Source organism: Azospirillum sp. A29 (assembly GCF_042604625.1).
Lineage (GTDB): Bacteria > Pseudomonadota > Alphaproteobacteria > Azospirillales > Azospirillaceae > Azospirillum > Azospirillum palustre.
In genome coordinates, this window is the sequence record NZ_CP170466.1 from 2,433,417 (window position 1) to 2,457,444 (window position 24,028).

General features: G+C 68.2%; 21 protein-coding genes. 7 read left to right on the plus strand and 14 right to left on the minus strand.

Annotated elements, in window-relative coordinates; all coding sequences use genetic code 11:
• Window position 1 precedes the first annotated feature (1 nt).
• From glyS to ABNQ38_RS26555, 4 genes are all read right to left on the minus strand, one after another.
• A complete protein-coding gene (gene glyS, locus ABNQ38_RS26540) occupies window positions 2-2,104 on the minus strand; it encodes a glycine--tRNA ligase subunit beta (RefSeq protein WP_377808835.1) in 2,103 nt (700 codons plus the stop codon).
• 4 nt (window positions 2,105-2,108) lie between these two features.
• Window positions 2,109-3,005, minus strand: a complete 897-nt coding sequence (locus ABNQ38_RS26545) for a glycine--tRNA ligase subunit alpha (RefSeq protein WP_109051634.1) — start codon at window positions 3,003-3,005, stop codon at window positions 2,109-2,111.
• 143 nt (window positions 3,006-3,148) lie between these two features.
• Entirely contained in the window at window positions 3,149-3,448 is a 300-nt protein-coding gene (locus ABNQ38_RS26550; protein WP_377810123.1) for a hypothetical protein, read from the minus strand.
• Between the two features lie 132 nt (window positions 3,449-3,580).
• Complete coding sequence (locus ABNQ38_RS26555; protein ID WP_377808837.1) at window positions 3,581-4,030, minus strand: hypothetical protein; 450 nt, start codon at window positions 4,028-4,030, stop codon at window positions 3,581-3,583.
• Between the two features lie 361 nt (window positions 4,031-4,391).
• Here ABNQ38_RS26555 and ABNQ38_RS26560 point away from each other — a divergent pair, with 361 nt between their 5' ends.
• The 6 genes from ABNQ38_RS26560 to moeB all read left to right on the plus strand — a co-directional run bounded on the left by ABNQ38_RS26560 (window position 4,392) and on the right by moeB (window position 10,720).
• The gene (locus ABNQ38_RS26560) at window positions 4,392-4,937 is read left to right on the plus strand and encodes a GNAT family N-acetyltransferase (RefSeq protein ID WP_377808838.1); all 546 of its coding nucleotides are present in this window, start codon (window positions 4,392-4,394) and stop codon (window positions 4,935-4,937) included.
• A 183-nt stretch (window positions 4,938-5,120) separates the two neighbouring features.
• Complete coding sequence (locus tag ABNQ38_RS26565; RefSeq protein WP_377808839.1) at window positions 5,121-6,392, plus strand: hypothetical protein; 1,272 nt, start codon at window positions 5,121-5,123, stop codon at window positions 6,390-6,392.
• Window positions 6,393-6,521: 129 nt separating this feature from the next.
• The gene (locus ABNQ38_RS26570) at window positions 6,522-7,850 is read left to right on the plus strand and encodes a YcaO-like family protein (RefSeq protein WP_377808840.1); all 1,329 of its coding nucleotides are present in this window, start codon (window positions 6,522-6,524) and stop codon (window positions 7,848-7,850) included.
• On the plus strand, window positions 7,847-9,268 hold the full coding sequence (locus ABNQ38_RS26575; RefSeq protein ID WP_377808841.1) for a TfuA-like protein: 1,422 nt from the start codon (window positions 7,847-7,849) through the stop codon (window positions 9,266-9,268). Before ABNQ38_RS26570 ends, ABNQ38_RS26575 begins: the two co-directional genes overlap by 4 nt.
• The gene (locus tag ABNQ38_RS26580) at window positions 9,265-9,549 is read left to right on the plus strand and encodes a MoaD/ThiS family protein (RefSeq protein ID WP_161958122.1); all 285 of its coding nucleotides are present in this window, start codon (window positions 9,265-9,267) and stop codon (window positions 9,547-9,549) included. Before ABNQ38_RS26575 ends, ABNQ38_RS26580 begins: the two co-directional genes overlap by 4 nt.
• A 13-nt stretch (window positions 9,550-9,562) precedes the next feature.
• On the plus strand, window positions 9,563-10,720 hold the full coding sequence (gene moeB / locus ABNQ38_RS26585) for a molybdopterin-synthase adenylyltransferase MoeB (RefSeq protein ID WP_377808842.1): 1,158 nt from the start codon (window positions 9,563-9,565) through the stop codon (window positions 10,718-10,720).
• 107 nt (window positions 10,721-10,827) lie between these two features.
• Here moeB and ABNQ38_RS26590 read toward each other — a convergent pair whose 3' ends face one another.
• The 10 genes from ABNQ38_RS26590 to ABNQ38_RS26635 form a co-directional block, all read right to left on the minus strand.
• Window positions 10,828-11,223, minus strand: coding sequence for a response regulator (locus ABNQ38_RS26590; RefSeq protein WP_377808843.1), 396 nt, complete (start codon window positions 11,221-11,223; stop codon window positions 10,828-10,830).
• The gene (locus ABNQ38_RS26595) at window positions 11,220-12,941 is read right to left on the minus strand and encodes a PAS-domain containing protein (protein ID WP_377808844.1); all 1,722 of its coding nucleotides are present in this window, start codon (window positions 12,939-12,941) and stop codon (window positions 11,220-11,222) included. The genes ABNQ38_RS26590 and ABNQ38_RS26595 overlap by 4 nt, the downstream gene beginning before the upstream one ends.
• Window positions 12,942-12,993: 52 nt before the next feature.
• A complete protein-coding gene (locus ABNQ38_RS26600) occupies window positions 12,994-14,658 on the minus strand; it encodes a response regulator (RefSeq protein ID WP_377808845.1) in 1,665 nt (554 codons plus the stop codon).
• A 264-nt stretch (window positions 14,659-14,922) separates the two neighbouring features.
• Window positions 14,923-17,727, minus strand: a complete 2,805-nt coding sequence (locus ABNQ38_RS26605) for an ATP-binding protein (RefSeq protein WP_377808846.1) — start codon at window positions 17,725-17,727, stop codon at window positions 14,923-14,925.
• Between the two features lie 9 nt (window positions 17,728-17,736).
• Window positions 17,737-17,961 (minus strand): hypothetical protein, encoded by a 225-nt coding sequence (locus ABNQ38_RS26610; RefSeq protein ID WP_377808847.1) that lies wholly within the window; start codon window positions 17,959-17,961, stop codon window positions 17,737-17,739.
• On the minus strand, window positions 17,958-20,195 hold the full coding sequence (locus ABNQ38_RS26615; RefSeq protein WP_377808848.1) for an exonuclease domain-containing protein: 2,238 nt from the start codon (window positions 20,193-20,195) through the stop codon (window positions 17,958-17,960). Before ABNQ38_RS26615 ends, ABNQ38_RS26610 begins: the two co-directional genes overlap by 4 nt.
• Window positions 20,192-20,590, minus strand: a complete 399-nt coding sequence (locus tag ABNQ38_RS26620) for a response regulator transcription factor (protein ID WP_377808849.1) — start codon at window positions 20,588-20,590, stop codon at window positions 20,192-20,194. Before ABNQ38_RS26620 ends, ABNQ38_RS26615 begins: the two co-directional genes overlap by 4 nt.
• A 267-nt stretch (window positions 20,591-20,857) precedes the next feature.
• A complete protein-coding gene (locus tag ABNQ38_RS26625; protein WP_377808850.1) occupies window positions 20,858-21,988 on the minus strand; it encodes an SPOR domain-containing protein in 1,131 nt (376 codons plus the stop codon).
• A gap of 182 nt (window positions 21,989-22,170) precedes the next feature.
• Entirely contained in the window at window positions 22,171-22,473 is a 303-nt protein-coding gene (locus tag ABNQ38_RS26630; protein ID WP_377808851.1) for a twin-arginine translocase TatA/TatE family subunit, read from the minus strand.
• A gap of 120 nt (window positions 22,474-22,593) precedes the next feature.
• Complete coding sequence (locus ABNQ38_RS26635) at window positions 22,594-23,160, minus strand: septation protein A (protein ID WP_377808852.1); 567 nt, start codon at window positions 23,158-23,160, stop codon at window positions 22,594-22,596.
• Between the two features lie 220 nt (window positions 23,161-23,380).
• Between ABNQ38_RS26635 and ABNQ38_RS26640 the strand changes: the two genes are divergently transcribed.
• Window positions 23,381-24,025: a DUF4337 domain-containing protein gene (locus tag ABNQ38_RS26640; RefSeq protein ID WP_377808853.1), complete on the plus strand. Its 645-nt coding sequence runs from the start codon at window positions 23,381-23,383 to the stop codon at window positions 24,023-24,025.
• The last annotated feature ends 3 nt before the right edge of the window (window positions 24,026-24,028 follow it).

A 24,028-nucleotide genomic window follows, 5' to 3' on the forward strand; every position in this document is an offset into this window, starting at 1 on the left:
ATCATCCCTCGATCTTCGAGAAGTCGGCCACCGCGTTCAGCGTCGTGCGGATCTGCGTCAGCAGGCGCAGGCGGTTGGCGCGCAGGTCCTTGTCCTCCGCGTTCACCGTGACCTTTTCGAAGAAGGCGTCCACCGGGCCGCGCAGCTTCGCCAGCGCCGCCATGGTGCCGGTGAAGTCCTCGGCATCCAACTGCGGCTTCGCAGTGGCCGAGGCCTCGTTCAGCGCCGCGAACAGCGCCTTTTCCTCGTCCTGGGAAAGGCGGTCGGCATCGACCGGCTGGTCGAAACTCGCACCGTCCTTCTTCTCTTCGATGCGGACGATGTTGGACGCGCGCTTGTAGGCCGCCAACAGGTTGGCACCCTCGTCGGAACCGACGAAGGCTTGCAAAGCCTTCACGCGGGCCAGCAACCGGACCAGATCGTCCTCGCCGCCGAGCACGAACACCGCATCCACCAGATCGTGGCGGACGCCCTGCTCGCGCAGCACCACCTTCAGGCGGTCGGCGAAGAAGGACATCAGGTCGCCGCCGACGCTGCCGGCCGGGGCGAAGCCGCTAACCTTGTAGGCGCCATGCGCCGCCGCGAAGATTTCGCCCAACTTCACCCGCAGCCCGTTCTCCAGCACCAGACGGATCACGCCCAGTGCGGCACGGCGCAGCGCGTAGGGGTCCTTCGAGCCCGTCGGCTTCTCGTCGATGGCGAAGAAGCCGACCAGCGTGTCGATCTTGTCGGCCAGCGCCACCGAAACCGAAACCGGGGCGGTCGGGCAACTGTCCGACGGACCCAGCGGCTTGTAATGGTCGGCGATGGCGTTGGCGACATTGGCACTCTCGCCCTGGCCCAGCGCGTAGTAGCGGCCCATGATCCCCTGGACCTCGGGGAACTCGCCGACCACCTCGGTCACCAGATCGGCCTTGCACAGCAGGGCGGCGCGGCTGGCGGCGTCGCTGTCGGCGCCGATGGCGCGGGCGATCTCGGCGGCCAGCAACTGCACGCGGGTGACCTTTTCGGCCACCGTGCCCAGCTTGGCATGGAAGATGATCTTCTCCAGCGCCGGGACGCGGGCTTCCAGCTTGGTCTTGCGGTCCTGGTCCCAAAAGAACTTGGCGTCGGACAGGCGGGCGCGCAGAACGCGCTCGTTGCCGGCGACAACGGCCTTGCCGCCGTCCAGCGTCTCGGTGTTCGCCACGACGACGAAGCGCGGGGCCATCCGGCCGTCGGCATCCAGCACGGCGAAATACTTCTGGTGGGTGCGCATCGAGGTGATGAGGACCTCCGACGGCACGTCCATGAAGCTCTCGTCGATGGACCCCATCAGCACGACCGGCCACTCGACGAGGCCGGCGACCTCCTCCAGCAGGACGTCGTCGGGCGACAGGGTCAGGCCCTGGGCCTTGGCCAGCGCCTCGGCATCGGCATTGATCTTGGCCTTGCGCTCCTCGCGGTCGAGCACGACCTTGGCGGCGTGCAGTTTCTCCCGGTAATCGGCGAAACTCTCCACCGTGAAGGCGTCAGGTGCCAGGAAGCGGTGCCCGCGGGTGGTGTTGCCGAAGGCAATGCGGCCCTGGGTGCCGCCGATGTCATAGCCGCCGTCGAGCACGCGCCCGCCGAACAGGGCGATGATCGAGTGCAGCGGGCGGACCCAACGCGCAGTGCCGGTGCCCCAGCGCATCGACTTCGGCCAGGGCAGCTCGGCCATGGCGGCGGGGATGACCTCCGCCAGCACCGCGGCGGTCTCGCGGCCCTTCTTCTCGGTCACCGCGAAATAGAAGACCCCCTTGCCAGTGTCGCGCTGCTCGCACTGGTCGAGGCTGTCGAGGCCGGCCGATTTCAGGAAGCCGACGACCGCCTGTTCGGGTGAGCCGACGCGTGGACCTTTTTTCTCTTCTTTTACGTCTTCGGTGCGGTCCGGAAGTCCATTCACCACCAGCGCAATCCGGCGAGGAGTGGACTGCTCTACGGCAGTTTGGAAGCCCAAACCAGCCGCCGCGAGCTTCTCAACGATCAAACGGCGAAAATCTAGCGCAGCTTTTGCTTGCATGCGCGCCGGAATTTCTTCCGAAAATACCTCGATGAGAAGTTCGTTATTCAGGATCTGAGACATATTTTTACTTCGCCCCCGTCCAGGCTTCGCAGCAGGCCTTGGCCAGCGTGCGCACGCGGCCGATATAGGCTGCGCGCTCGACAACGCTGATCACGCCGCGGGCGTCCAGCAGGTTGAACAGATGCGACGCCTTGATGCACTGGTCATAGGCGGGCAGCGCAAGGTTCTGCGCCACCAGCGCCTGACACTCGGCCTCGGCGTCCTTGAAATGCTGGAGCAGCATGTCGGTGTTGGCGAACTCGAAATTATGCTTCGAGTATTCGATCTCGGCGCGCTTGAACACGTCGCCGTACTTCACGCCCTGGCCGTTGAAGTCCAGGTCGTAGACATTCTCCACGCCCTGCACATACATGGCGAGGCGCTCCAGCCCATAGGTCAGCTCGACGGCGACGGGGTCGCATTCGATGCCGCCGACCTGTTGGAAATAGGTGTACTGCGTCACTTCCATGCCGTCGCACCACACTTCCCAGCCCAGGCCCCAGGCGCCCAGCGTCGGGCTTTCCCAGTCGTCCTCGACGAAGCGGATGTCGTGCAGCGCCGGGTCGATGCCGATGGCGCGCAGGCTGTCCAGGTAAAGCTCCTGCGCGTTGGCCGGCGAGGGCTTCATGATGACCTGGTACTGGTAATAGTGCTGCAGGCGGTTCGGGTTCTCGCCATAGCGGCCGTCCTTGGGCCGGCGCGACGGCTGGACATAGGCCGCCTTCCAGGAATCGGGACCCAGCGCGCGCAGCGTGGTCGCGGGGTGGAAGGTGCCGGCGCCGACCTCCATGTCGTAGGGCTGCAGGATGACGCAACCCTGCTCCGACCAGAACTGGTGGAGCTTGAGGATCAGGGCCTGGAACGACAGGCCGCGGCGGTCGGCGGAATTTCCGCCGTCGGAAGTCCCGATCTGGGAGGCCATGGACGGTCCACAATAGAAATGTTGAAAACGCGCCGCACGATAGGCGGGCGCCACCGTCAAATCAAGCCGCAGCGCGGCAGATCGCGCCGCCACGGCGTCGTGTCTGGGGATGGCGGAGGGCGTTCCCGCCGTTGGCGACCGTGTCAGCGGCCGTAGGGACAGGCCGGGCGGCCGCAGGACACCGCGGAGCGCGGGGCGACATAGGCGCCGCATTCCGGGCATTTCTCCATATCTTCCGCCTCCATGGCCGGGGCAGGCGCGCCGGCGCTGCGCGCGGACGCGCCGCCGGCTCCGCCGTCGCGCCGTCCGTGCTGAGGGGGGGCATCCTGGCGACGGGCGGCGCTGCGGGCGCGGCCGATCTCCTGCACGCGGTTGACCCAGCGCCAGCCGAACCAGACCGCGCCGATCACCAGCGCAAGAAGAATAATCTTGGACAAGGACATCATCGCTGGCAACCCGTCTGATCTCCCGCGCATTCAGCCCGCAGGTGACGGGAAGTCAAGGAAATAGACGGGGGAGTGGAAGGTGGCGGGACCGCCGCGAGAGCATGCGGCGGTCCTGCGATAGCGACAGGCTTACTTGGCGGCGACGGCCGGGTGCCAGTTGTAGACCGGAACGACGCCATAGGTACGGGTCATGTCGGCCTGCCGCACGCTGCGCACCAGAACCTCCGTCCCGGTGGCGACGCGGATGTCGGTGCCGAGCAGTCCGCAATCCTCCGGCACGATGTTGATGCACTGGGTGGCGTCGACCCGGCTCACCACGATGTCGAAGGGCAGGCCGTTGACGGCATAGACGCCGAGCAGGCCGGGGGCGGAGGTCGCCGTGCGCAGGGTCACCACGCCGGCCGGCAGCGCGCGGTCGCTGGCCGCGGTCGGACGCTGGTTGTGGCTATCGTCCCAAACGGGCTTGCCCGAGGAATCCAGCTTGGACTGGGCTGCAGCGCCGCCGCTGAAACCGGAGAGGGCCAGGGTCGCGCCGCTTACCGCCGCCAGGGCCAGAATCGCCATCCGAAACCGCGACATCGTTGTGCTCCGTACTAGTGTCTGTTCTTTTTGTCCGCCCGGACCGCATGGAACGGCCGGGCATCGCCCTATTATATGGGATCCGATTCACGGCGTCGCTCTAGCCCAGAAAGCCTAATGTGTTCGGTCAAGGTCATGCTGTGCAGTAGTGGTGCCGACAGTTCGCTCTGGACGCCGGTTCGATGCTTGTGAATGATGTTTCTTGCATCCGTTGCCGAACGGGTTTCGATAAATACGCTTCGGTTGTGAAGCTTTCGCCCCGATCTTTCCCTCGGGCGGTGTGTAGGAGGGTTCTCGCGGCATGGCTGCGCTTTTTGCTGATGATCGAGGCGGCGCGATGATGGTCCCCAGGGATGAACCGATGCTGGAAACCGCTCGCCTGATCCTGCGGCCGACCCAGGCGGACGATTTCGATGGCTGGGCGGCGATGATGGCCAATCCGGAGGGAACCGAGTTCATCGGTGGCGTGCAGTCGCGTCCGGTCGCCTGGCGCGGTTTCCTGTCGATGGCGGGCGCCTGGTCGATCCAGGGCTTCGCCATGTTCTCCGTCATCGAGAAGGAGACCGGCCGCTGGGTCGGGCGGGTCGGGCCGTGGGTGCCGGATGGCTGGCCGGGGCCGGAAATCGGCTGGGCGATCATGCCGGATTGCTGGGGGCGGGGCTATGCGGTCGAGAGCGCTGCCGCAGCCATCGATTGGGTGTTCGACCATCTCGGCTGGACCGAAGTCATCCACACCATCCATCCCCGCAACACTGCCTCGCAGACGGTGGCGCGCAAGCTGGGGGCGGAGGTGCGTGGGTCGACCTTGCTGCCTGAGCCGGTCAACCCGCCGGAGGCGGATGTCTGGCACCAGACGCGCGAGGAATGGCGCGGAAGGCGGCGTATTGCGGAAGGCGTATTGCTCTAAAGCCGTGCGCCCCACCTTGCCGGTGTCGGGAGCGGCGGTGCCGGACTTAAAATTTCCGAGGCAATCGCCAATTCTTGTGCATTTTCACTAGAATTTTTGCGGATTGCCTATGCTATTGGTTTAGCCGTTGCATTCCATTCGCAGCAATCCTATTGGCTGACCGATTGCAGGAGGGGCCCGTAAATGGCCAAGGAACAGGCACTCGCCCTCATTAAGCGCCTCGCCACCGATGGCGAATTCCGTAATCAGCTGAACGCCCTCGATATTCAGGGCAAGCAAGCCCTGCTGGCACAGAGCGGGTTCGGCGGTGTCCTTCCCGACCATGTCCACAGCGCCGCTGCCGACGCCTTCAACTCCCTGACGGGCAAAGAGAGCGGTCTGGACAGCGCCGTGGCGGTCGAGTCGATTGCGACCGCCGCCTCGGCTTCGGCGACGTCGGCTTCCGCCACCTCCGCTTCCGCCACCTCCGCTTCTGCCACTTCGGCGTCTGCGACCTCTGCCTCTTCGGCCTCGGCCACGTCAGCTTCCGCCACTTCCGCGTCGGCATCTCCGGGCCCCGCCTTCTCCGCCTCCGCGCAGTCGGCATCCGCCTCCGCTTCGGCCGCTTCGGCGTCGGCGACCTCCGCTGCGGCGCAGTCGGCGTCGGCTGTTCCTGCCCCGGCCTTCTCGGCGGTCGCCGCTCCGGCGTCGGCGTTCTCGGCTGCGGCGCAGTCCGCGTCGGCTGTTCCGGCTCCGGCCTTCTCTGCGGTCGCCGCCCCGGCGTCGGCGTTCTCGGCTGCGGCGCAGTCCGCGTCGGCTGTTCCGGCTCCGGCCTTCTCTGCGGTCGCCGCTCCGGCGTCGGCGTTCTCGGCTGCGGCGCAGTCCGCGTCGGCTGTCCCGGCCCCGGCCTTCTCTGCGGTTGCTGCTCCGGCGTCGGCGTTCTCGGCTGCGGCGCAGTCCGCGTCGGCTGTTCCGGCTCCGGCCTTCTCTGCGGTCGCCGCTCCGGCGTCGGCGTTCTCGGCTGCGGCGCAGTCCGCGTCGGCTGTCCCGGCCCCGGCCTTCTCTGCGGTTGCTGCTCCGGCGTCGGCGTTCTCGGCTGCGGCGCAGTCCGCGTCGGCTGTCCCGGCCCCGGCCTTCTCTGCGGTTGCTGCTCCGGCGTCGGCGTTCTCGGCTGCGGCGCAGTCCGCGTCGGCTGTTCCGGCCCCGGCCTTCTCGGCGGTCGCCGCTCCGGCGTCGGCGTTCTCGGCTGCGGCGCAGTCCGCATCGGCTGTCCCGGCCCCGGCCTTCTCGGCAGTCGCCGCTCCTGCTTCCGCTCATTCCGCATCGGCTATGTCTGCATCGGCAACCTCCGCGTCGGCAACCTCCGCTTCGGCGCAGTCCGCTTCGGCGACGTCCGCTGCGGCCACTCCTGGGGCGTCGGCCTCCGCATCGCAGGGCCCGGCAGCGGCTGGCGACGATCCCAAGACCGAGGCGTAATCGCATCGGGGCCGGCCTATCCTCACGGGAGACGGCCGGCCCCTCTTTGTCCTTATGCGTCCCGCGTCCTGCGGGGCGACGATCCATCTCCCTCCGAACCGGCCGGAACCGCGAGTCCTGATCCATCCCATGGCTGACAGCGCATCGCCCGACACCGTCTATCCGGAGTTCCCCGGCATCCGCCTGGGCGACACCGTCCACCGCGCCACCAAGCGCTTCTTCATCGGCACCCACCGCACGTCGACGCCGGAAGAGACGCTGGCCCGCATCTCGCCCCATTTCGCCCGCTGCGGCATCACGCGGCTGGCCGACGTGACCGGGCTGGACCGTCTGGGCATCCACACCGTCATCGGGCACCGGCCAAACAGTCCGACCCTGTCGGGCAGCGCCGGCAAGGGCTTCAGCCTCGCCGCCGCGACGGTCTCCGCCGCGATGGAGGCGATCGAGTTCCACCATGCCGAGCATCTGCGCCTGCCGCATGTCGAGGCGGCGTGGAACGACCTGCCGGCCGACGGACGCATCCCGCTGGACCGCTTGCCGGGAACCAAGCACGGCTCCTTCCGTCCCGACCGGCCGGAGATCTGGACCTGGGGCTGGGACCTGATGAGCGGCCGTCCGGTCGCCGCTCCCTGGACCTCGGTCGGGCTGCACAGCATGCCGCCGGGGACCAAGCCGGGTGCGCGCAGCTTCTACGCCATGGGCACCAACGGGCTGGCCAGCGGCAACCACATCCTCGAGGCGGTCGCCTCCGGTCTCTACGAGGTGATCGAGCGCGACTCCGTGGCCTGCTGGCGCTATGCCGGCGACCGGCTGAACTGGCCGACGCCGCGGGTCGATCTGGACAGCATCGACGCGCCGACCGTGCGCGACCTGCTGCACCGGTTCGAGCAGGCCGGCATCCGTCCGCTGCTGTTCGACGTCACGACGGACCTGGGCGTGCCGAGCTATATGGCAATCGTCTATGACCGAGAGATGCGCAAGACCGGCATGAACCGCGGCTATGGCAGCCATCTGGAGCCGGCGGTCGCCATGTGCCGCGCCCTGACCGAGGCAGTGCAGTCACGGCTGGTCCTGATCGCCGGTTCGCGCGACGACTTCTTCCGCCGCGATCTGGTCCGTAACCAGAATGCCGATGGCAATGCCGAAATCGCGGCGCTGGAGGCGACACCGATCAACACCGACGGGCGCCGCCACCGGAACCACGCCACCCCGACTTTCGAAGGCGACATCACCGTCCTGCTGACCGTGCTGCACCGCGCCGGGATCGAGCAGGCGCTCGTCTTCGACCTGACCCTGCCGGAGATCGGCATTCCGGTGGTGCGGATTCTGGTGCCGGGGCTGGAAGGCTACCAGTTCGACTTCTACACTCCGGGCGCCCGGCCGCTGGCTTTCGCCGACGCTCTGAAGGCGCATGCGTCTCAGGCGCAAATGGGGGCGCAAATGGGATCGGTCGCATGAAGATCTGTGTGTTCCTGGGCCCCACCATGCCGGTGGAGGATGCCCGCGCGATCCTGCCGGATGCGGTGTTCCTGCCGCCGGCGGCGCAGGCCGACATCATCAGCGCGATGACCATCCACCGGCCGGACGTGATCGCCCTGATCGATGGGGTGTTCGGCCAGTCTCTGTCGGTCTGGCACAAGGAGATCCTCTATGCCTTGCACAAGGGCGTGGCGGTCTATGGCGCGTCCAGCATGGGCGCCTTGCGGGCGGCCGAATGCCATCCCTTCGGCATGGTGCCGGTCGGCGAGGTCGCGCGCGGCTATGTCGATGGCCGGCTGACCGGCGACGACGAAGTGGCACTGGCCCATGCCGGTCCGGAAGACGGCTGGCTCCCGCTGTCGGAGCCGCTGGTGAACCTGCGCGCCGGCATGGCGGCGGCGCTGGCCGCCGGGGTGGCGGACCGGACCCTGCACGACCGGGTGATTGCCGCCGCCAAGGGGCTGTACTTCACCGAACGCACCCGCGACCGCATCTTCGCCGAAGCCGGGCTGAGCGGGGAGGAAACGGACCGGCTGCAGCGCTTCCTGGAAAGCGGCGGGATCGACCAGAAGCGCCGCGATGCGGAGGTTCTGCTGAGCCATCTCGGCAGCCTCATCATGCCGCCGCGGCCGGCGCCGTTCGACTTCAACGCGTCCCATTATTTCGATGTCCTGTACGAGCGCGACCGCCGCGTCTGCCATGGCGGCAACACCGTCCCGCTGTCGGAGATCGCCTCCCACGCCGCCCTGCATCGTCCGGACTTCGCGGAAATCAACAATGCCGCACTCGGCCGCCTGCTGATCCGCCAGTTCGCGGAGGTGATGGGCGTCACGGTGGACGAGACGGCGGTGCGGACGGAAACCCGGCGTTTCTGCGCCATGCGCCGACTAGTGGGGGCGGAGGCGCTGGCCGACTGGTGCCGCCGCAACGACCTGACCGATGACGAGTTCAGCGAGCTGATGACCGAGCTGGCCATCGAACGGGCGATGCGGCTCTGGCTGGTCCCGCGCCGTTTCCTGGCGCGGACGACGAAGCCGGTGCTGAACGAGCTGCGCCTGCGCGGACTCTACGAATCCACCGCCGAAGAGGCGGCGCTGGTCGAGCGGGTGATGGAGCTGCATTTCGGCGACGCCAGCCGCCAGCCCAAGGAAACGGTGGAGCAACTGCTGGCCGAGCATGTCGCCAGCACTGCCTGCCGGGTTGATGCGCCGGCCGACGTCTGGTCGTATGAATATGGCTTCAAGGACCTGCTGGACCTGCGCATCGACCTGATGCGGGCCAAGCAGGTGCGCGACCTGTTCCGCCAGCTGGCGGTGGAGGCGGAAGCGGCGTTGGCTCAGGCGGCGCCGCAGGAGCCCGCTGGAGAAGCGATGCCGGAAGAGGAGATGCAGACGTGACGAACGCTGAGGTGACCATCCGCGTGCCGACCCCGTTGCGCGGCTTCGTCGGCGGGCGCGATCAGGTGACGGTGCCGGGCGCCACGGTGCGCGAGGCGCTGGCGGCTTTGACCGCCGGGCAGGATGCCTTCCGCGACCGGCTGTTCACCGCCGAGGGCGACCTGCGCCGTTTCGTGAATGTCTATCTCGGCCGCGACGATGTCCGTCGGCTGGGCGGGCTGGAAGCGGCCTTGCCGGCCGGCGCCACCCTGACCCTGATGGTCGCCCTGGCCGGCGGTTGAGGAGCCTCGCGTCATGAGCTTGAAGGACCGGCGCCTCGCCGAACTGCGCGCCCGCATCGCGGAAGTCGCCGCCGCCGACGCGCTGGCTCTGCAACGGGACGGTGCCCTGCTGGTCGATGTCCGTGAGGACGAGGAGACGGCGACCGGCAGCCCGGCCGGGGCGCTGCGCCTGCCGCGCGGCTTCCTGGAGTTGCGGATCGAGGAGAAGGCGCCCGATCCGGCGCGTCCCCTGCTGCTGATGTGTGCCGGCGGCACCCGGTCGCTGTTCGCGGCAGAGGATTTGCTGCGGCTGGGCTATCGGGACGTGCGGTCGGTCGCCGGCGGCTTTTCCGCCTGGAAGGCCGACGGCCTGCCGGTTGAGGTGCCGCCGCAGCTCGACGCCGCCCAGCGCGAGCGCTACCGCCGCCACCTGACCATGCCGGAGGTGGGGGAGGCCGGACAGCACAGGCTGCTGCGCAGCCGTGTCGCCCTGATCGGCGCCGGCGGGCTGGGCTCGCCCATCGCGCTGTATCTCGCCGCCGCCGGGGTCGGGCGCCTGACCCTGATCGACGATGACCGGGTCGAGCGCAGCAATCTTCAGCGCCAGATCCTGCATGCCGAAAGCCGGCTGGGCCAGCGCAAGGTGGAGAGCGGCCGCACCGCCCTGCTCGACCTCAACCCGACCATCGAGGTGGTGTCGCACGACACGCGGCTGGAGGCGGCCAATGTGCTGGATTTGCTGGCCGGGCACGATGTGGTGGTCGACGGGTCGGACAATCTGCCGACGCGTTATCTGGTCAACGATGCCTGCCTGCGGCTGGGCGTGCCGAACGTCTATGGCGCCATCTTCCGCTTCGAAGGGCAGGTGTCGGTGTTCGGCGGAGCGGCACCGGGCGTGCGGCCCTGTTACCGCTGCCTGTTCCCGGAACCGCCGCCGGCCGAATATGCACCATCCTGCGCCGAAGCCGGCGTTCTGGGCGTGCTGCCCGGCGTGATCGGCACCATCATGGCGGCCGAGACGATCAAGCTGCTGCTCGGCCTCGGCGAACCGCTGGCCGGCCGGCTGCTGCTCTATGACGGTCTGCGCGGTGAGTTCAACGAAATCGCGGTTCCGGTCGATCCCGATTGCCCGTCCTGTTCGGCCGGGGCGCATCCGGAATTGAGCGACATCGCGGCGGTGTGCGCGGGGTGATGGAGAGCGGCGGCGTGTGGCCTGTTCCGCAATCGGACCGGCCCTTTGTTGGCCCTGGGGTCGGCCCCAGGGTCAGCCCTGGAGTCGACCGGGAGCGGGGCAGGGCGTTAAGCCGCCGTCTTCTGGACGATGACGCTCTGGACCAGCTTCTTCAGGGCAACGAAATCGACGGGCTTGGTCACCAGTTCGGTGGCACCGATGTCCAGGGCGCGGCGGCGGTTTTCGGTGTCGCCATAGGCGGTGACCATGATCACCGGCACATGCGGCGCTTCCGCACGAAGACACCGCAGGAAGTCGAGTCCGCTCATCCCCGGCATATTGATATCGCTGAGGACAAGAACAGCTTCCGGTTGCAGGCCTGTGTTCAAGCTTTTAAGCGCCTCCTCGCCAGATGCGGCGAAATGAAGCGCCAGTTCACCACGGCGCAACTCTGCGCGAAAACGCTGGCGAAACAGATCCTCGATATCCGGTTCGTCATCGACGACGAGGATTCCCAGGGTCATGTCTTTCGGCGCTCCCCTAGCGACATGGCCGTCACGGTTCGTGGCAGCGTGATCGTAAACTCGGCATGCTCGTTTTCGATGCTGGATACGTCGAAACGGCCCCTGTGTTGATGTACCACGATGTCATAGCTGAGTGAAAGTCCTAAGCCGGTTCCTTCACCGGTAGGCTTCGTGGTGAAAAACGGAGTGAAAAGCTTTTCGATCACTGCGGTAGTCATGCCGATGCCATTGTCGCGAATTCTTATGGAAACGTCCGAACCTCTCGTTTCGGTTGTGATTGTCAGTGCCGGTTCGTAAGCGGAATTGCCGCAGGTCAGCTGTTTTTTGCGGACGGCGTAAAAGCTGTTCGTGAACAAATTAACCAGCACACGCGAGATGTCCTGTGGAACCAGCTTCACCTCGCCCACCGCCGCGTCGAATCGGCGGTCCAGGGTCGCGTTGAAGCTGCGGTCCTGGGCACGCACGGCGTGGTAGGACAAGGCCAGCGCCTCCTCCACCAGAGCATTCAGATCGGTGCTTTGCCATTCGCCGCCGCCGCCACGCGAATGGGCCAGCATGCTCTTGACGATGTTGTCGGCCCGCCGGCCATGGTCGGCGATCTTGCGCAGGTTGCTTTGCAGGCTGTCGACCAGATCGTCCACGTCGGTGCGGGTCGCTCCCTCCAGATGGTCGTTCAGCGGCTCCAGCAGTTCCAGCAGCTCGTCCAGCAATTCACCCGACAGTTCGGCGAAGTTGTTGACGAAGTTCAGCGGGTTCTTCAGCTCATGGGCGATGCCGGCGGTCAGCTGGCCAAGCGAGGCCATCTTCTCCTGGACGATCAGCTGCTGCTGGGTCTCGCGCAGCTCCTTCAGGATCGCCTCGGCCCGCTCCTTGGCCTTGCGAAGCTCATCCTCGATGCGCTTGCGGTCGGTGATGTCGTGGTGGGTGATGACATAGCCGCCGTCCGCCCGGGGAGCCGTGCGGATGTCCAGGATGCGGCCGTTCGAGGGAACCTGGCGTTCGGAATTGATGACGCCCTTGACCAGGAAGCGGGTGCATAGCTCCGCCACGGTCTCCTCGCAGGGGACGTCGCCGTAATCGCCGCGCCGGTGGTTGTAATAGAGGGTTTCGGCCACCGGGGTGCCGGGGGGAAACATGCCGGGGGGATAGTCCCACAGACGGAAATATTCGCTGTTTGCGCCCTCCAGCCGCAGGCCGCGATCCAGCATCAGCACGCCGTTGGGCATGGCGTCGATGGCCGCCTGCAACAGTTGCCCCTGATGCGGGATCTCGGCGTTGGCCGCCTGGGGACGCATCTGGGTCAGCATCTCCATCACCGCGGGCGCGCCGCCCCAGTCCACCGGTTCGAGCAGCTGGTCGAACCACTGGATGCTGGTGTCGGCCCGATGGCGCTTGATGCGGCGGGCCAGCGGCTGGATCGGGCCCTGCTGGCAGCGGGCATAGGCGTTGCGCTCCGCCATCCGGGCGTCTTCCGGAATCAGCGCCATGATGTCGGGCAGGGCCATCACCTCCCCGACCGAGTCGTAGCCCAGCAGGCGGGCAAGCGTGCCGCTGCAATGAAGGATCATGCCGTCGCGGTGGACGATCAGGCCGGGCATCGCCGCGACCAGCTGGTCATGGTAGTTCTGCGCCCGGTCCAGCGAGGCCGCAACCGACTCCTCCGGGGAGTAGGACGACAGCGGGGGCAGGGCTCGCAGCAGGTCGGCTTTGTCGTCCATAAATGGGTCCCGAAGATGTCGTCCGCAGGGCTCGGTCACTGATCCGAAAGGGTCAGGGGGCGTCCAGTGGCAGCCGGAGGATCACGCAGGTCCCGCGGCCGACCTCGCTGTCGATGTCGATCTCGCCGCCAAGCTTGCCGGTCACGAGATTGAACACGGCATACAGCCCCAACCCCATGCTGCCGGCACCGCGGCGGGTGGTGGTGAAGGGCTGGAACAGCCGCGGCTGGATGTCGGCGGGGATGCCCCGCCCATTGTCGGACACGCGCAGCTCCACCCGCTCGTCGCCCATCATCCGGACCGAAACCGTGACCTTCCCCGGGCGGCGGATGCTGTCCTCCGGCTGCTCGCTCTCGCTCGCACCGAAGCCGACGTGGGCGGGCACCGCCTCGAAGGCGTGGGCGAAGGTATTGGTCAGCAGGGCCAGCAGCACCTCGGTCAGCGCACCGGGATAGGTGTCGAGCGCCAGCCCGTCCGGGCATTCCAGCACCAGCTCATGCCCGGCGGCGGCTGGCTGCACCTGCACCGCCAGCACGATGTCCGACAGGTAGTCGCGCAGGCCGACACGGCTGCGCGGTGAACTGGCCTTGCCCTCCGTCACCAGCTTCAGGCTCTGGATCAGGGCGGCGGCGCGTTCGATGTTGGCGACCAGCAGGGTGGAGACCTCGCTGGCGGTGCCGACATAGTCCTGGAAGTCGCTCTTGCGCAGCTGGCCGCCGTTGAAGGTCATGATGATCCCCTCCGACGCCGTCTGCAAATGGGTGGCGGCGGTCAGGGCGATGCCGACGGGGGTGTTGATCTCGTGCGCGACGGCGGCGATCAGCTGGGCGATCACCGCCATCTTCTCCGCCCGGATCAGGTCGGACTGCATGCGCTCCAGGTCGGCCAGCGCCTGTTCTGCCGAATCCTTGGCCCGGCGCAGCGCTTCAGCCTGAACCTTGCGCTCGGTGATGTCGTAGAGCCAGACGATGAAGACCGGCTGGTTCTCGTAGCTGGTGCGGTCGACGGACATCGCCATCCACACCGTGCGCCCGTCCTCGCGCACATAATGGATCTCGTCCGAGACCGATAAGGCGTCGATCCCCGCTGCCCGATTCGGCAGCCGTTCCTGGACATGGCGGAACAGGGTGGGGGCGCAATGGTGCTGGAGCGTGTCGGCGGGGACGCCGAACAGGTCGGTGCAGCGCTGGTTGCAATAGACCAGATCGCCTGCTTCGGTGATGATTGCGACACCGATCGGGCTGCCGTCCAGGACCCGGCGCATGCGGGCGGCCTGGGCGCGCGACGCCGCCTCCGCCGTGCGGGTTTCCTGAAGCGCGTCGCGCAGGCGGCGCACGGACTGGCAGGCTTCCAGCGTCTTGTGGATGGTGGCTTCCAGGTCGGCAAAGTCGATGGGCTTGATGATGAAGTCGAAGGCACCGCGGTTCATCGCCGCGCGCACGTTGCCCAGATCGCCATAGGCCGACACCATGACGGCGCGGATGTCGGAATTCACCTGCGGCAGATGATCCAGCAGGGTCAGCCCGTCCATGCCGGGCATGTTGATGTCGCTCAGCACCATGTCGATGTCGGGCCGGGCGCGCAGGGTCGCCAGCGCCTCCTGCCCGTCATGGGCGAACAGGAATTCCAGTTCGCCGGTACGGACGGCGCGGCGGAAGCGCTGCAAGATCAGCGCTTGGACGTCCCGCTCGTCGTCGACAACCAGTATCTTGCCCATCCCGCCTTCCTACCGCCAACCCGCCGGACAGGCGGGCCGTTCCGTCGGAGCCGCGTCATACGCCGATCCGTGGGCCTCACCATAAGCGCGCATTGCCCGAACGGGAAGGGCCGTGGCGTATAGCACCCCATCGGTTGTATGCCGCCATGGGCGCATGGCTGGGCCGGACCGCAAGCGGAAATTCCCTGATCCATATGGAACGTACATGCCGGAAAGGATAGCACGGGATTGCAGCACGGCCAGACGATTGTAAACGATTAGAGTCTAATCAATCTTTCGATCCATGACCGGCGGCTCTCCGGCACCCGGGCTGAAGGCTTGATCCGCCAGCGGCAGGGTGAACCAGAACGACGCCCCCTTGCCCGACTCGGCGACCGGTCCGGCCGGCGCATCCTCCACCCCGATCCGGCCGCCCAGATGCTCGACGATCCGCTTGGCGATGGCCAGTCCCAGCCCGGTGCCGGCGGGCTTGCCGGTCAACGCGTCGCCGGACTGGCGGAAACGGTCGAACACCAGGTCGCGGTCCTTCGGCGGCACGCCGGGGCCGCTGTCGATCACAGCCACCCGCAGGGCTCCGTCCTCCAGCCGGGCGACCAGCCGGGTCCGTCCGCCGGGCGGGGTGAATTTAGCGGCGTTGGACAGCAGGTTGACGACGACCTGGATCACCCGGTCCACATCGCCGCGCACCGGCGGCGGCCGTTCCGGCATGTCGACCGACAGGGCGATGCCGCGCTCGCGGAACAGCGCCTCCGTCGCGGCAACCGCCTCCGTCAGGGCCTGTCCGGCATCGATGGTCTCGATCCGCCAGTCCAGCGCGCCGGCCTCGATCTTCGCCATGTCCAGCACCTGGTTGATCAGTCGGGTCAGCCGCTCGCTCTCCTTGATGATGACGGCCAGGAACTCCTGCCGCTGCCCGGAGTCCAGTTCGGGGTCGTCATGCAGGATTTCGCTCAGCGCCCGGATCGAGGTCAGCGGCGTGCGCAGCTCGTGGGTGACGGTGGACAGGAAGTCGTCCTTCAGCCGGTCCAACTCGGTCAGCCGCTCGTTGGCGGCGCGCAGCGCGTCGGTGGCGCGTTCCAGCTCCGCCGTCTTGCGTTCCAGTTCGCGGCTGTGGGCGATGACGTCGCTGGTCTCGTCCAGCATCCGCAGAAGCTCCGCCTCCTCCACAGCGCCCGCCGAGACGGAGGAGGCCAGCGCGACGCGGGCGGACGCTCCGCCGATCGCGCCGGCCAGCAGCCGTTCGGCCAGCCGCAGCCGCTCCGGTCCGGCCGGCTCGTCCGGATCGGCGCCGTCGAAGGCACGCCCGGCACGCTGTGGGCCGAGGAAGCGGGCGACCACGCGGGTCAGGTCGCCGACGCTGGCGGCGCTGCGCCAGTCGGACTGTACGGTTGGCGTCGGCGTCACGCCGTCCGACACGGAGTGGAAGGCATCGACGAACGCGGTAGCCTGCACCCGTTCCGCCGCACCCTGCCAGTCGAACAGCGACAGGCCGACATAGGCGCCGATGTTGGCGAGTGCGGTCCAGAACAGCGAATGGGCCAGCGAGTCCCAACCTTCCAGCCCGAACAGCGCGTAGGGCCGCAGTACGGCGATTCCCCATGGCCCCTCGGTGATGAAGCTGGACGGCAGCCAGCCCGAACGCGCGAAGCTGGGCAGCAGCAGGGTATAGGCCCAGACCAACGCGCCCGCCGTCACGCCGCCGATGGCACCGCGCCGGGTCGCTCCCCGCCAGTAAAGGCCGCCGATCAGCGCCGGGGCGAACTGCGCCACCGCGGCGAAGGAGATCAGCCCGATCGACACCAGCGCGTAGGCCGAACCGGCCAGCCGGAAATAGCCGTAGCCGAACAGCAGGATCGCCACGATGGCGATGCGCCGCACCGCCAGCAGGAGCGGCGCCAGATCGGCCGAGCGCGCCAGCGCCCGCGGCCGGGTGCGCAGCAGGATCGGCATCACCAGGTCGTTGCACAGCATGGTGGACAGCGCCACCGTCTCGACCACGATCATCCCCGCCGCTGCCGACAGCCCACCCAGGAAGGCCAGCAGGGCCAGCCATCCCGCCCCGCCGTTCAGGGGCAGGGCGACCATGAACAGGTCGGGGTCCAGCCCGCCGCCGAAGGTCAGCAGTCCCGACAGCGTCACCGGCAGGACGAACAGGTTGATCAGCAGGAGATAGAGCGGGAACAGCCAGATCGCCCTGTCGAGATGGCGCTCGTCCGTCGATTCGATGACCATCACCTGGAACTGCCGCGGCAGGCACAGCATCGCCGCGGCTGACAGGATGGTGGTGGCGACCCAGGCGCCCCATGGACCGCCGCCGGACGTGGGATTGCCGAGCGCCGCCTCGCTGCCCATCAGGCGGGTGAGGTCCGGGCGGGCGGCCGCCGCGGCGAACAGGCTGTCGAGCCCGCCGTGCAGGCCCCAGACCACGAAGATGCCGACCGCCAGGAAGGCGACCAGCTTCACCAGCGATTCCAGCGCGATGGCGGCGACCATGCCCGGATGATGCTCCGCCGCGTCGATCTGGCGGGCGCCGAAGACGATGGCGAACAGCGCCATCACTGCCGCGATCAGAAAGCCCTGGTCGAGGAATGGCCCGGTCGGTGTGCCCAGTCCGCCGCCGGTCAGCGCGTCGAAGCTGACGGCCACCGCCTTGAGCTGCAAAGCGATGTAGGGGGTTACGCCCAGCGTGGCCGTCAGCGCCACCAGACCGCCCAGCAAGGGGCTGTGGCCGTAGCGGCTGGCGAGGAAGTCGGCGATGGAGGTGATGCGCTGCGCCTTGGCGATGCGCAGGATCTTGCGCAACAGCAGCGGCGCCAGCAGCATCAGCAGGGTTGGGCCGAGATAGACCGGCAGGAAGCCGATGCCCAAAGTCGCCGCCCGCCCGACCGACCCATAGAAGGTCCAGGTGGTGCAATAGACGCCCAGCGACAGGGCGAAGACGGTGGGGGAGGCGATGACGCTGCGCCCCGCCGCTTCCCGCCGGTCGGCCCAATGGGCGATGGCGAACAGGGCGGAGAGGTAGACCAGCGCGGCGATCAGGACGGCGGCCCAATCCAGCCCGGCCTCCATGCCGTCCTCCTAGCGTGCCCGGCCGGCGATTGCCGCCAGCGCGATCACTGCCGCCCAGATGCCGAAGATCCAGCCATAGAGCGCCGGCACCCCCAGGATCGTTCCCTTCACCCCGAACAGGCCGAGCAGCGGCGGGTTGAACAGGGCGGCTGCCAGCAGGAACAGGCCGATCATCCGGTCGCGATACCGGCCGGAGCCCGGCTCATGGCCCGATGTCGGGTCGGGCGCGTTCAAAAGGCGCGCTCCCGTGCGGCGAGTTCGACCAGGATGTTGGCGCCGCGGATGGCGTCGTCCAGTGTCCGCACCTCGCGTTCGCGCAGCATCTCGATCATCCGCAGGAACACCGCGGCGGTGACCAGGCTGTCGCCCAGCGCGGTGTGGCGGTCCACCACCTCGATGCCCAGCCGTTCGGCGATGCCGTCCAGCGTGTGGTCGCCGTCATTGCCCAGCAGCATGCGCGACAGCAGCATGGTGTCGAGAACCGGACAGTCGAAGGTCACCCCCGCCGCCCGTTCCTTCATCTTCAGGAATTTCAGGTCGAAGGCAGCATTGTGCGCCACCAGCACCGCACCGGAAACGAAGCTGCGGAACTGCGGCAGCACGGCGCCGATGGTCGGCTTGCCCGCCACCATCCCGTCGGTGATGCCATGGAAGGGGACCGACTCCGGCGGGATCGGCCGCTTTGGATCGACCAGCGTGTTGAAGGTCTCACCGGTCAGGATGCGCCCGCCGACGACGCGGACCGCGGCGATCTGGATGATCTCGTCGCCGGTGCTGGGCGACAGGCCGGTGGTCTCGGTGTCGAACACCACGTAATGCAGCCGGTCCAGCGGCGTGCGGCCAAGCTCGCTGGTCGCCAGCGGCTGGTGCAGCAGCCCGAAATCGAAGAATTCCGGCCGGACGCCGGCCTTCGGCCGCGGCTGGGCGGTGCGCGGCGACTGAGCCGGCGGCAACGGCACGCGCAACCGGGCGCAGGCGGTATCTGGGGCGCCGTCGGTGGGCAGCGGCTCGCTCCAGGCAGTGCTGCGGTGGTGTTGCAGGACGTCGCCGGCGCTGAGGCCGCCCAGACCGTCTGGCAGCGTCTGGTCCAGCCAGCCGTCCAGCGTGGCGCTGGACACCGCCGGCCCCTGCCAGACGAGGTCGAGATAGACCCAGCGGTCGCCGTCCTGCGGGCCGGCCGCCGCCAGATCGAAGGCGGTGGCGCCGGTCAGCGCCTGCACCCGCCCGATCAGATAGGCGAACAGCAGGACGAGGCTGTGGCTGTCGCCATGCACCCATTGCGGCAGGCCGGTCAGCGTCACCGTGGTGGCGGACTCGGCCCCCACCCGGTGGGCGACGAGGGTGATCAGGTTGTTGGAATGGATATCGCTCATCGGCCAGCTGCCGGTGACGACATTGCGGTAAGCGTTGGTCACCCGCTCCAGCCTTTGCGACAGGCTTGAGCAGGAGTCCAGCATCGCGCTTTCGAAGGCGGCGCGCTCGCCGGGGCCGAGGTCGGGCGCGTCGTACAGCGTCTCCACCGCCGCCCGCAGGTTGGCGATGGGCGCGCGGAACCCTTCCGTCGCCTCGCGCAGCAGGGAGTCGCGCTGGCCCAGCGCCGCCAGCTCGCTGGTGGCGTCGGACAGGGTCAGAACGTAGCCGGTGATTGTCGGCGGTTCGTCCGACGCCGGGTCGGGGTCCTGCAGGATGGCGCTCATCCGCCCTTCCAGCAGGATGCGGCCGTCGGTGGTTGCGCCGACGAACTGGGCAGTGGTGCCATGCTCGTGATTGACATGCCGCCCTTCGCGCACCCGCAGGGTCAGCCGCTCCAGCGTGTGGGTCACCGGTTCCGCCACTACGAAATGCAGCAGCGAGCGGCCCAGTCCAAGCTCTCCGGTCAGGTGCAGGATGTCGAGAGCGGTCTGGTTGTAGAGCAGGATCTGGTGCCGGGTGTTGCAGACCAGCACGCCTTCGTGCAGGTCGCGCAGCACGGCGGCGAGCTGCGTCTTCTGCTCCTCCGCCTTGGCGGTGGAGTCGGCGACGGTGCGGGCGATGTCGCGGCGGACCTGGGCCAGCTTGTCCGACAGATCGTTCACCGCGCGGGCGATGGGCAGCAGGTCGCCATAGCGGGCCAGCGGCACCCGGCCGCCGACCGCCCCCTCGGCATTGCCGTGGGCGATCAGCCCGGCCTCGCGGCTCAGGGTCTCGGCAGCGCGCAGCAGATAGCGGTCGACCGCCAGCCACAGTCCCCACACCGCGGCGGCGCAGGCCGCCGTCATCACCACGGCATAGGTCAGCAGCGGGTCCGACGCGTCCGACCCGCGCACCGCCGCCGCCAGCCCGACCGCCAGCGCCACCAGACCGATACCGGCGGCGCGGAAGGCCAGCGGGATCATGCGGCGCGGCAAGGGGCGGAGCAGCGGGGCCGGCGACGGCGCGTCGCCGGTCTTCCGCTCCGGCCGCGGCCCGTCGAGCGCCGGGGCGGTCATGGCGCCGGCTCCGCGCTGCCGGTCGCAGTCAGGCCTAGATGGCGGCGGACGGTGGCCAGCAGGTCGCGGGTGGAGAAGGGTTTGGTGATGTAGTCGGTGGCGCCCAGCGCCAGCCCCTTCTGCCGTTCGACGTCGCGGCTGCGCGCCGTCAGCATGATGATCGGCAGGGTTTTCCAGGCCGGGTTGGTCCGCAGGGTCTGGCAGACGTCGAAGCCGTCGCGCTTCGGCATCATCGCGTCGAGCAGGATCAGGTCGGGGGTAAAGGTCTCCACCGAGCGCAGCGCTTCGTCCCCGTCGCGGGCGATGCGCACGTCGAACCCGGCGCGCTGCATGAGAACCTGGAGCGACAGGACGATGCTGGGCTCGTCGTCGACAACCAGGATGGTCGGCTTCATGGCTGGGCGTCCTCCGGTGCGCCGGTCTTGTGCCGGCTTCCCAATTTGCGGCCGGGGCAATGCATTCGTGCCCTGGAATGTCCATGGTACGAGCAAAGAGAAGCGGGGATCAAGCGGCACTCCCGGCTCCCCCGACCAAAGAACGGGGGTGAAGTCCGAAAGAAAAAGCCCGGCCGCGACCAAATGTCGCCGTCGGGCTTTCGTTGAGATGACACGGTGTCGCAGGGGCAAGGACCGGCCGGCGTCCGTCGCCGGCCCGGCCGGGGGTCAGCGCGTCGTCACGACGACGGGGTTGAGTCCCATCTTCGATTTCAACTGCTCGGCCTCCCGCTTGGCGGCGGCAGGATCGGGGTAGCCGCCGACGCGCACTGCGCGCCAGGACCGGTTCGAACTGTCGGTCCAGTCCACCGTGTAGGCCTGGAACCCGTTGCCTTGAAGCCGCTGGACCAGTGAATCGGCGTTCCCCGTCACCGAGAAGCTGCCGACCTGCACCGTGTAGCGCCCGGCCGGCGCCTGGGTGGCAGGGGTGGACGGAGCGGCGGCCTTGGCGGCCTGCTTGGGCTCGCCAGTGCCGGAGGATGCGGCGGGCGGGGGGGCGGGGGCTGCCGGCGTCGCGGCGGACGGACGCTTTGCCGCCTCCTTGGGCGGCGCCAGCATCGCCTGCAACGACCCGGTATCCGCCGGTGCTTCCTGCTTGGGCACTTCCGGCTTGGCTGTTTCGGGCTTCGGCGACTCCGGCTTCTGGATCGCGGGGGTGCTGTCCGCCGGTGCCGTAGCGCGCGGCTTCGGAGCCGCGGCGGGGGCGGTGGCCGGGACGGACGGCGGCTCCGGCACTTTCAGGACCGGCGGCGGGCTGGCGGGCAAAGCGGCGACCGGCGGCGGCGGGGCGGCGGCGGCGGTCGTCTGTGCCGGCGCGGACTGCACCGGAGGGGGCTGCGTCGCGGCGGCCGGCGGCGTGGTTGCCGGGGTCGGCAGGCTTCCGGTCGCGGGCGCCGTGGCGCCGGGTGCCGGGTTGGCGGGCGCCTGGTTGGCAGGGGCGCGGGTGATGGCGGGGGCAGGCACCATCGGCGCCCCGCTGTTGGCGGCCGTCGTCACCGGCGCCGGATCGCCCGAGCCGAAATACACTACGCCAACGGCAATGCCGCCGGCAGCGACCAGGGCCAGCGCGATCTTGCCCAGCGGCAGGCGGCTGCGGGCTGCCGGCTCCTCCTCCTCATACTCCACGTCGTCGTCCTGCGGATCGGCCCGCAGATCTTCGTTCAAGGCGCGAAGCAGCTTGGCGATGTCCTCGTTCTCCGGCGGCGGAGTGTCGGAAGGTTTGCCGTTGGCCTTCATCTCGTCCTTGAAAGTCGGTGTCGTCAGGGTGGGAGCCTGCCGGTACGGTGGCTTGAGCGTCACGGTCGACCTGCGCTTGCCCGTCATGGCGGGCCGGCTGAAAGCAGAAAAAGGGGCCTTCCGCGCGCCGGGACCGCGGAACACGGACCGGCTGCGAAAAGCCCCTTCTCTTTATCGTATTTTGCCGCCCCTTCAAACCGCCATGCGGTCGCGCCCGGCAGTGGGGCGGCACAAAAGAAGGGACCTCAGCCCTGATGCGGCCGGGTCGGGTCGACCGGCTGGGCGGTGGTCGTGGTGGTCGGCGCCGGCTGAGGTGCAGCCGGCTGTGCCGGAGCCGGGTTGATCGCGGCCGGAGGAGCCTGGGCCGGCGTCTGGGCGGTGGTGGCCGCGGCGGGCGGCTGGGCCTCGTCCTCGTCCTTCAGTCCGGCCTTGAAGGCCTTCACGCCCTTGGCGATGTCGCCCATCACGTTGGGCAGCTTGCCGGCGCCGAACAGGAGAAGCACGATGACCAGAACGATCAACCAGTGCCAGATGCTGAAACTGCCCATCGATCAATACCTCTGAAAAACGGTCGGAACGAATGTCGTCGCGGTCGCCACCAATGTGAGTGCCCCTTCCGCGCCGCACAAGAGGGGGCAAGGCCGGGAACCGTGACAAAGGCGGTGCCGTCAAGCTGCCGGGCCGCTTTCCGCCGGCTCCTCCGGCAGTTGGTGGCGCATGATCAGCGGCGCCTGGAAGGCGCTGAACAGCAGGGTCAGCGGCATGATGCCGAACACCTTGAAGTTGACCCACATGTCGGTGGCGAAGTTCCGCCACACCACCTCGTTGAGCACGGCCAGCAGCAGGAAGAACCACGCCCAGCGGATGCCCAGCGTGCGCCACCCGTCGTCCGACAGGTTCAGAACCGTGCCCAGCAGGCGCTTCATCACGTTGCGCCGCGTCATATGGGCGACGAACAGGACGATGGCGAACAGCAGGTTGACCAGGGTCGGCTTGATCTTGATGAACAGGTCGTCCTGAAGCCACAGCGTCAGGCCGCCGAACAGCAGCACGAACCCGGCGCCGACCACCGGCATGATCGGGATGCGTCGTTCCAGCCGCCAGGACACCGCGAGCGCGATGGTGATGGCGACCATGAAGACCGCGGTGCCGGTCATGATGCCGGCCTGCGAGTTGGCAACGAAGAAGGCGGCAAGCGGGCCGGCCTCGATCGCCAGGCGTGCGAACTGGTTCATGGTCCCTGACATAGCCCGAACCGGTCGCCCATGAAAGGGGCGAATGTCGGCGCACGAGACATTCGGGAGCACACCCCCGCCCATGAAAAGGTAAATGTGGCGGTGACATCGCGCGGCCCCCGATGACGGAACGTCAGCGGGGCTTTTCTCGCGTCGAGTGTTTCGCTAACTCTTTCGTCATCCGCCGAACGGCGGGGGACCGGACGAAGGGCAGGGGACCATGGAAGCCGCCGAGGTGAAGGACCTGATCGACGAAGCCCACGAGCGGGAACGGGCCAAGCACCGCCCCGCGGGACACCACCATGCCGAAGAGAAGGACGAGGGCGGGCATGGGGTGAAGATGTCCACCGCCATCTACATCTCCGTCCTGGCGGCGGTGCTGGCCATCGTCAGCGTCGCCGGTTCGAATGCCGGCAAGGAACTGATGGCCAGCGCCATCGAGGCATCGGACAGCTTCGCCTATTACCAGTCCAAGACCCAGCGCCAGATCAGCCTGCGTCTTGCCGCCGACGAGCTGGAACTGCTGTCTGCCGGCATGCCGGCGGATGCCCAGGCCAAGGCTATGCAGCGCTCCACCGAATACCGCCAATCGGCCGACCGGATGGAGGCCGACGACGGCAAGAACAGCCGCAAGGATCTGCTGGCCAAGGCCAAGGCGGCGGAGGTCCGGCGCGACCATGCCGCGGCCCAGGACCCCTATTTCGACTTCGCCGAGGGCATGCTGCAGCTGGCCATCGTGCTGGCGTCTGTCTTTGCCATCACCAATCGCGGCTTCATCCTGTGGGCCAGCCGCGCGCTGGCGGCGGCCGGCGTGCTGATGGCGGTGGACGGCTTTACCCTGATCCTGCCGCTGCCTTTCCTCTGACCC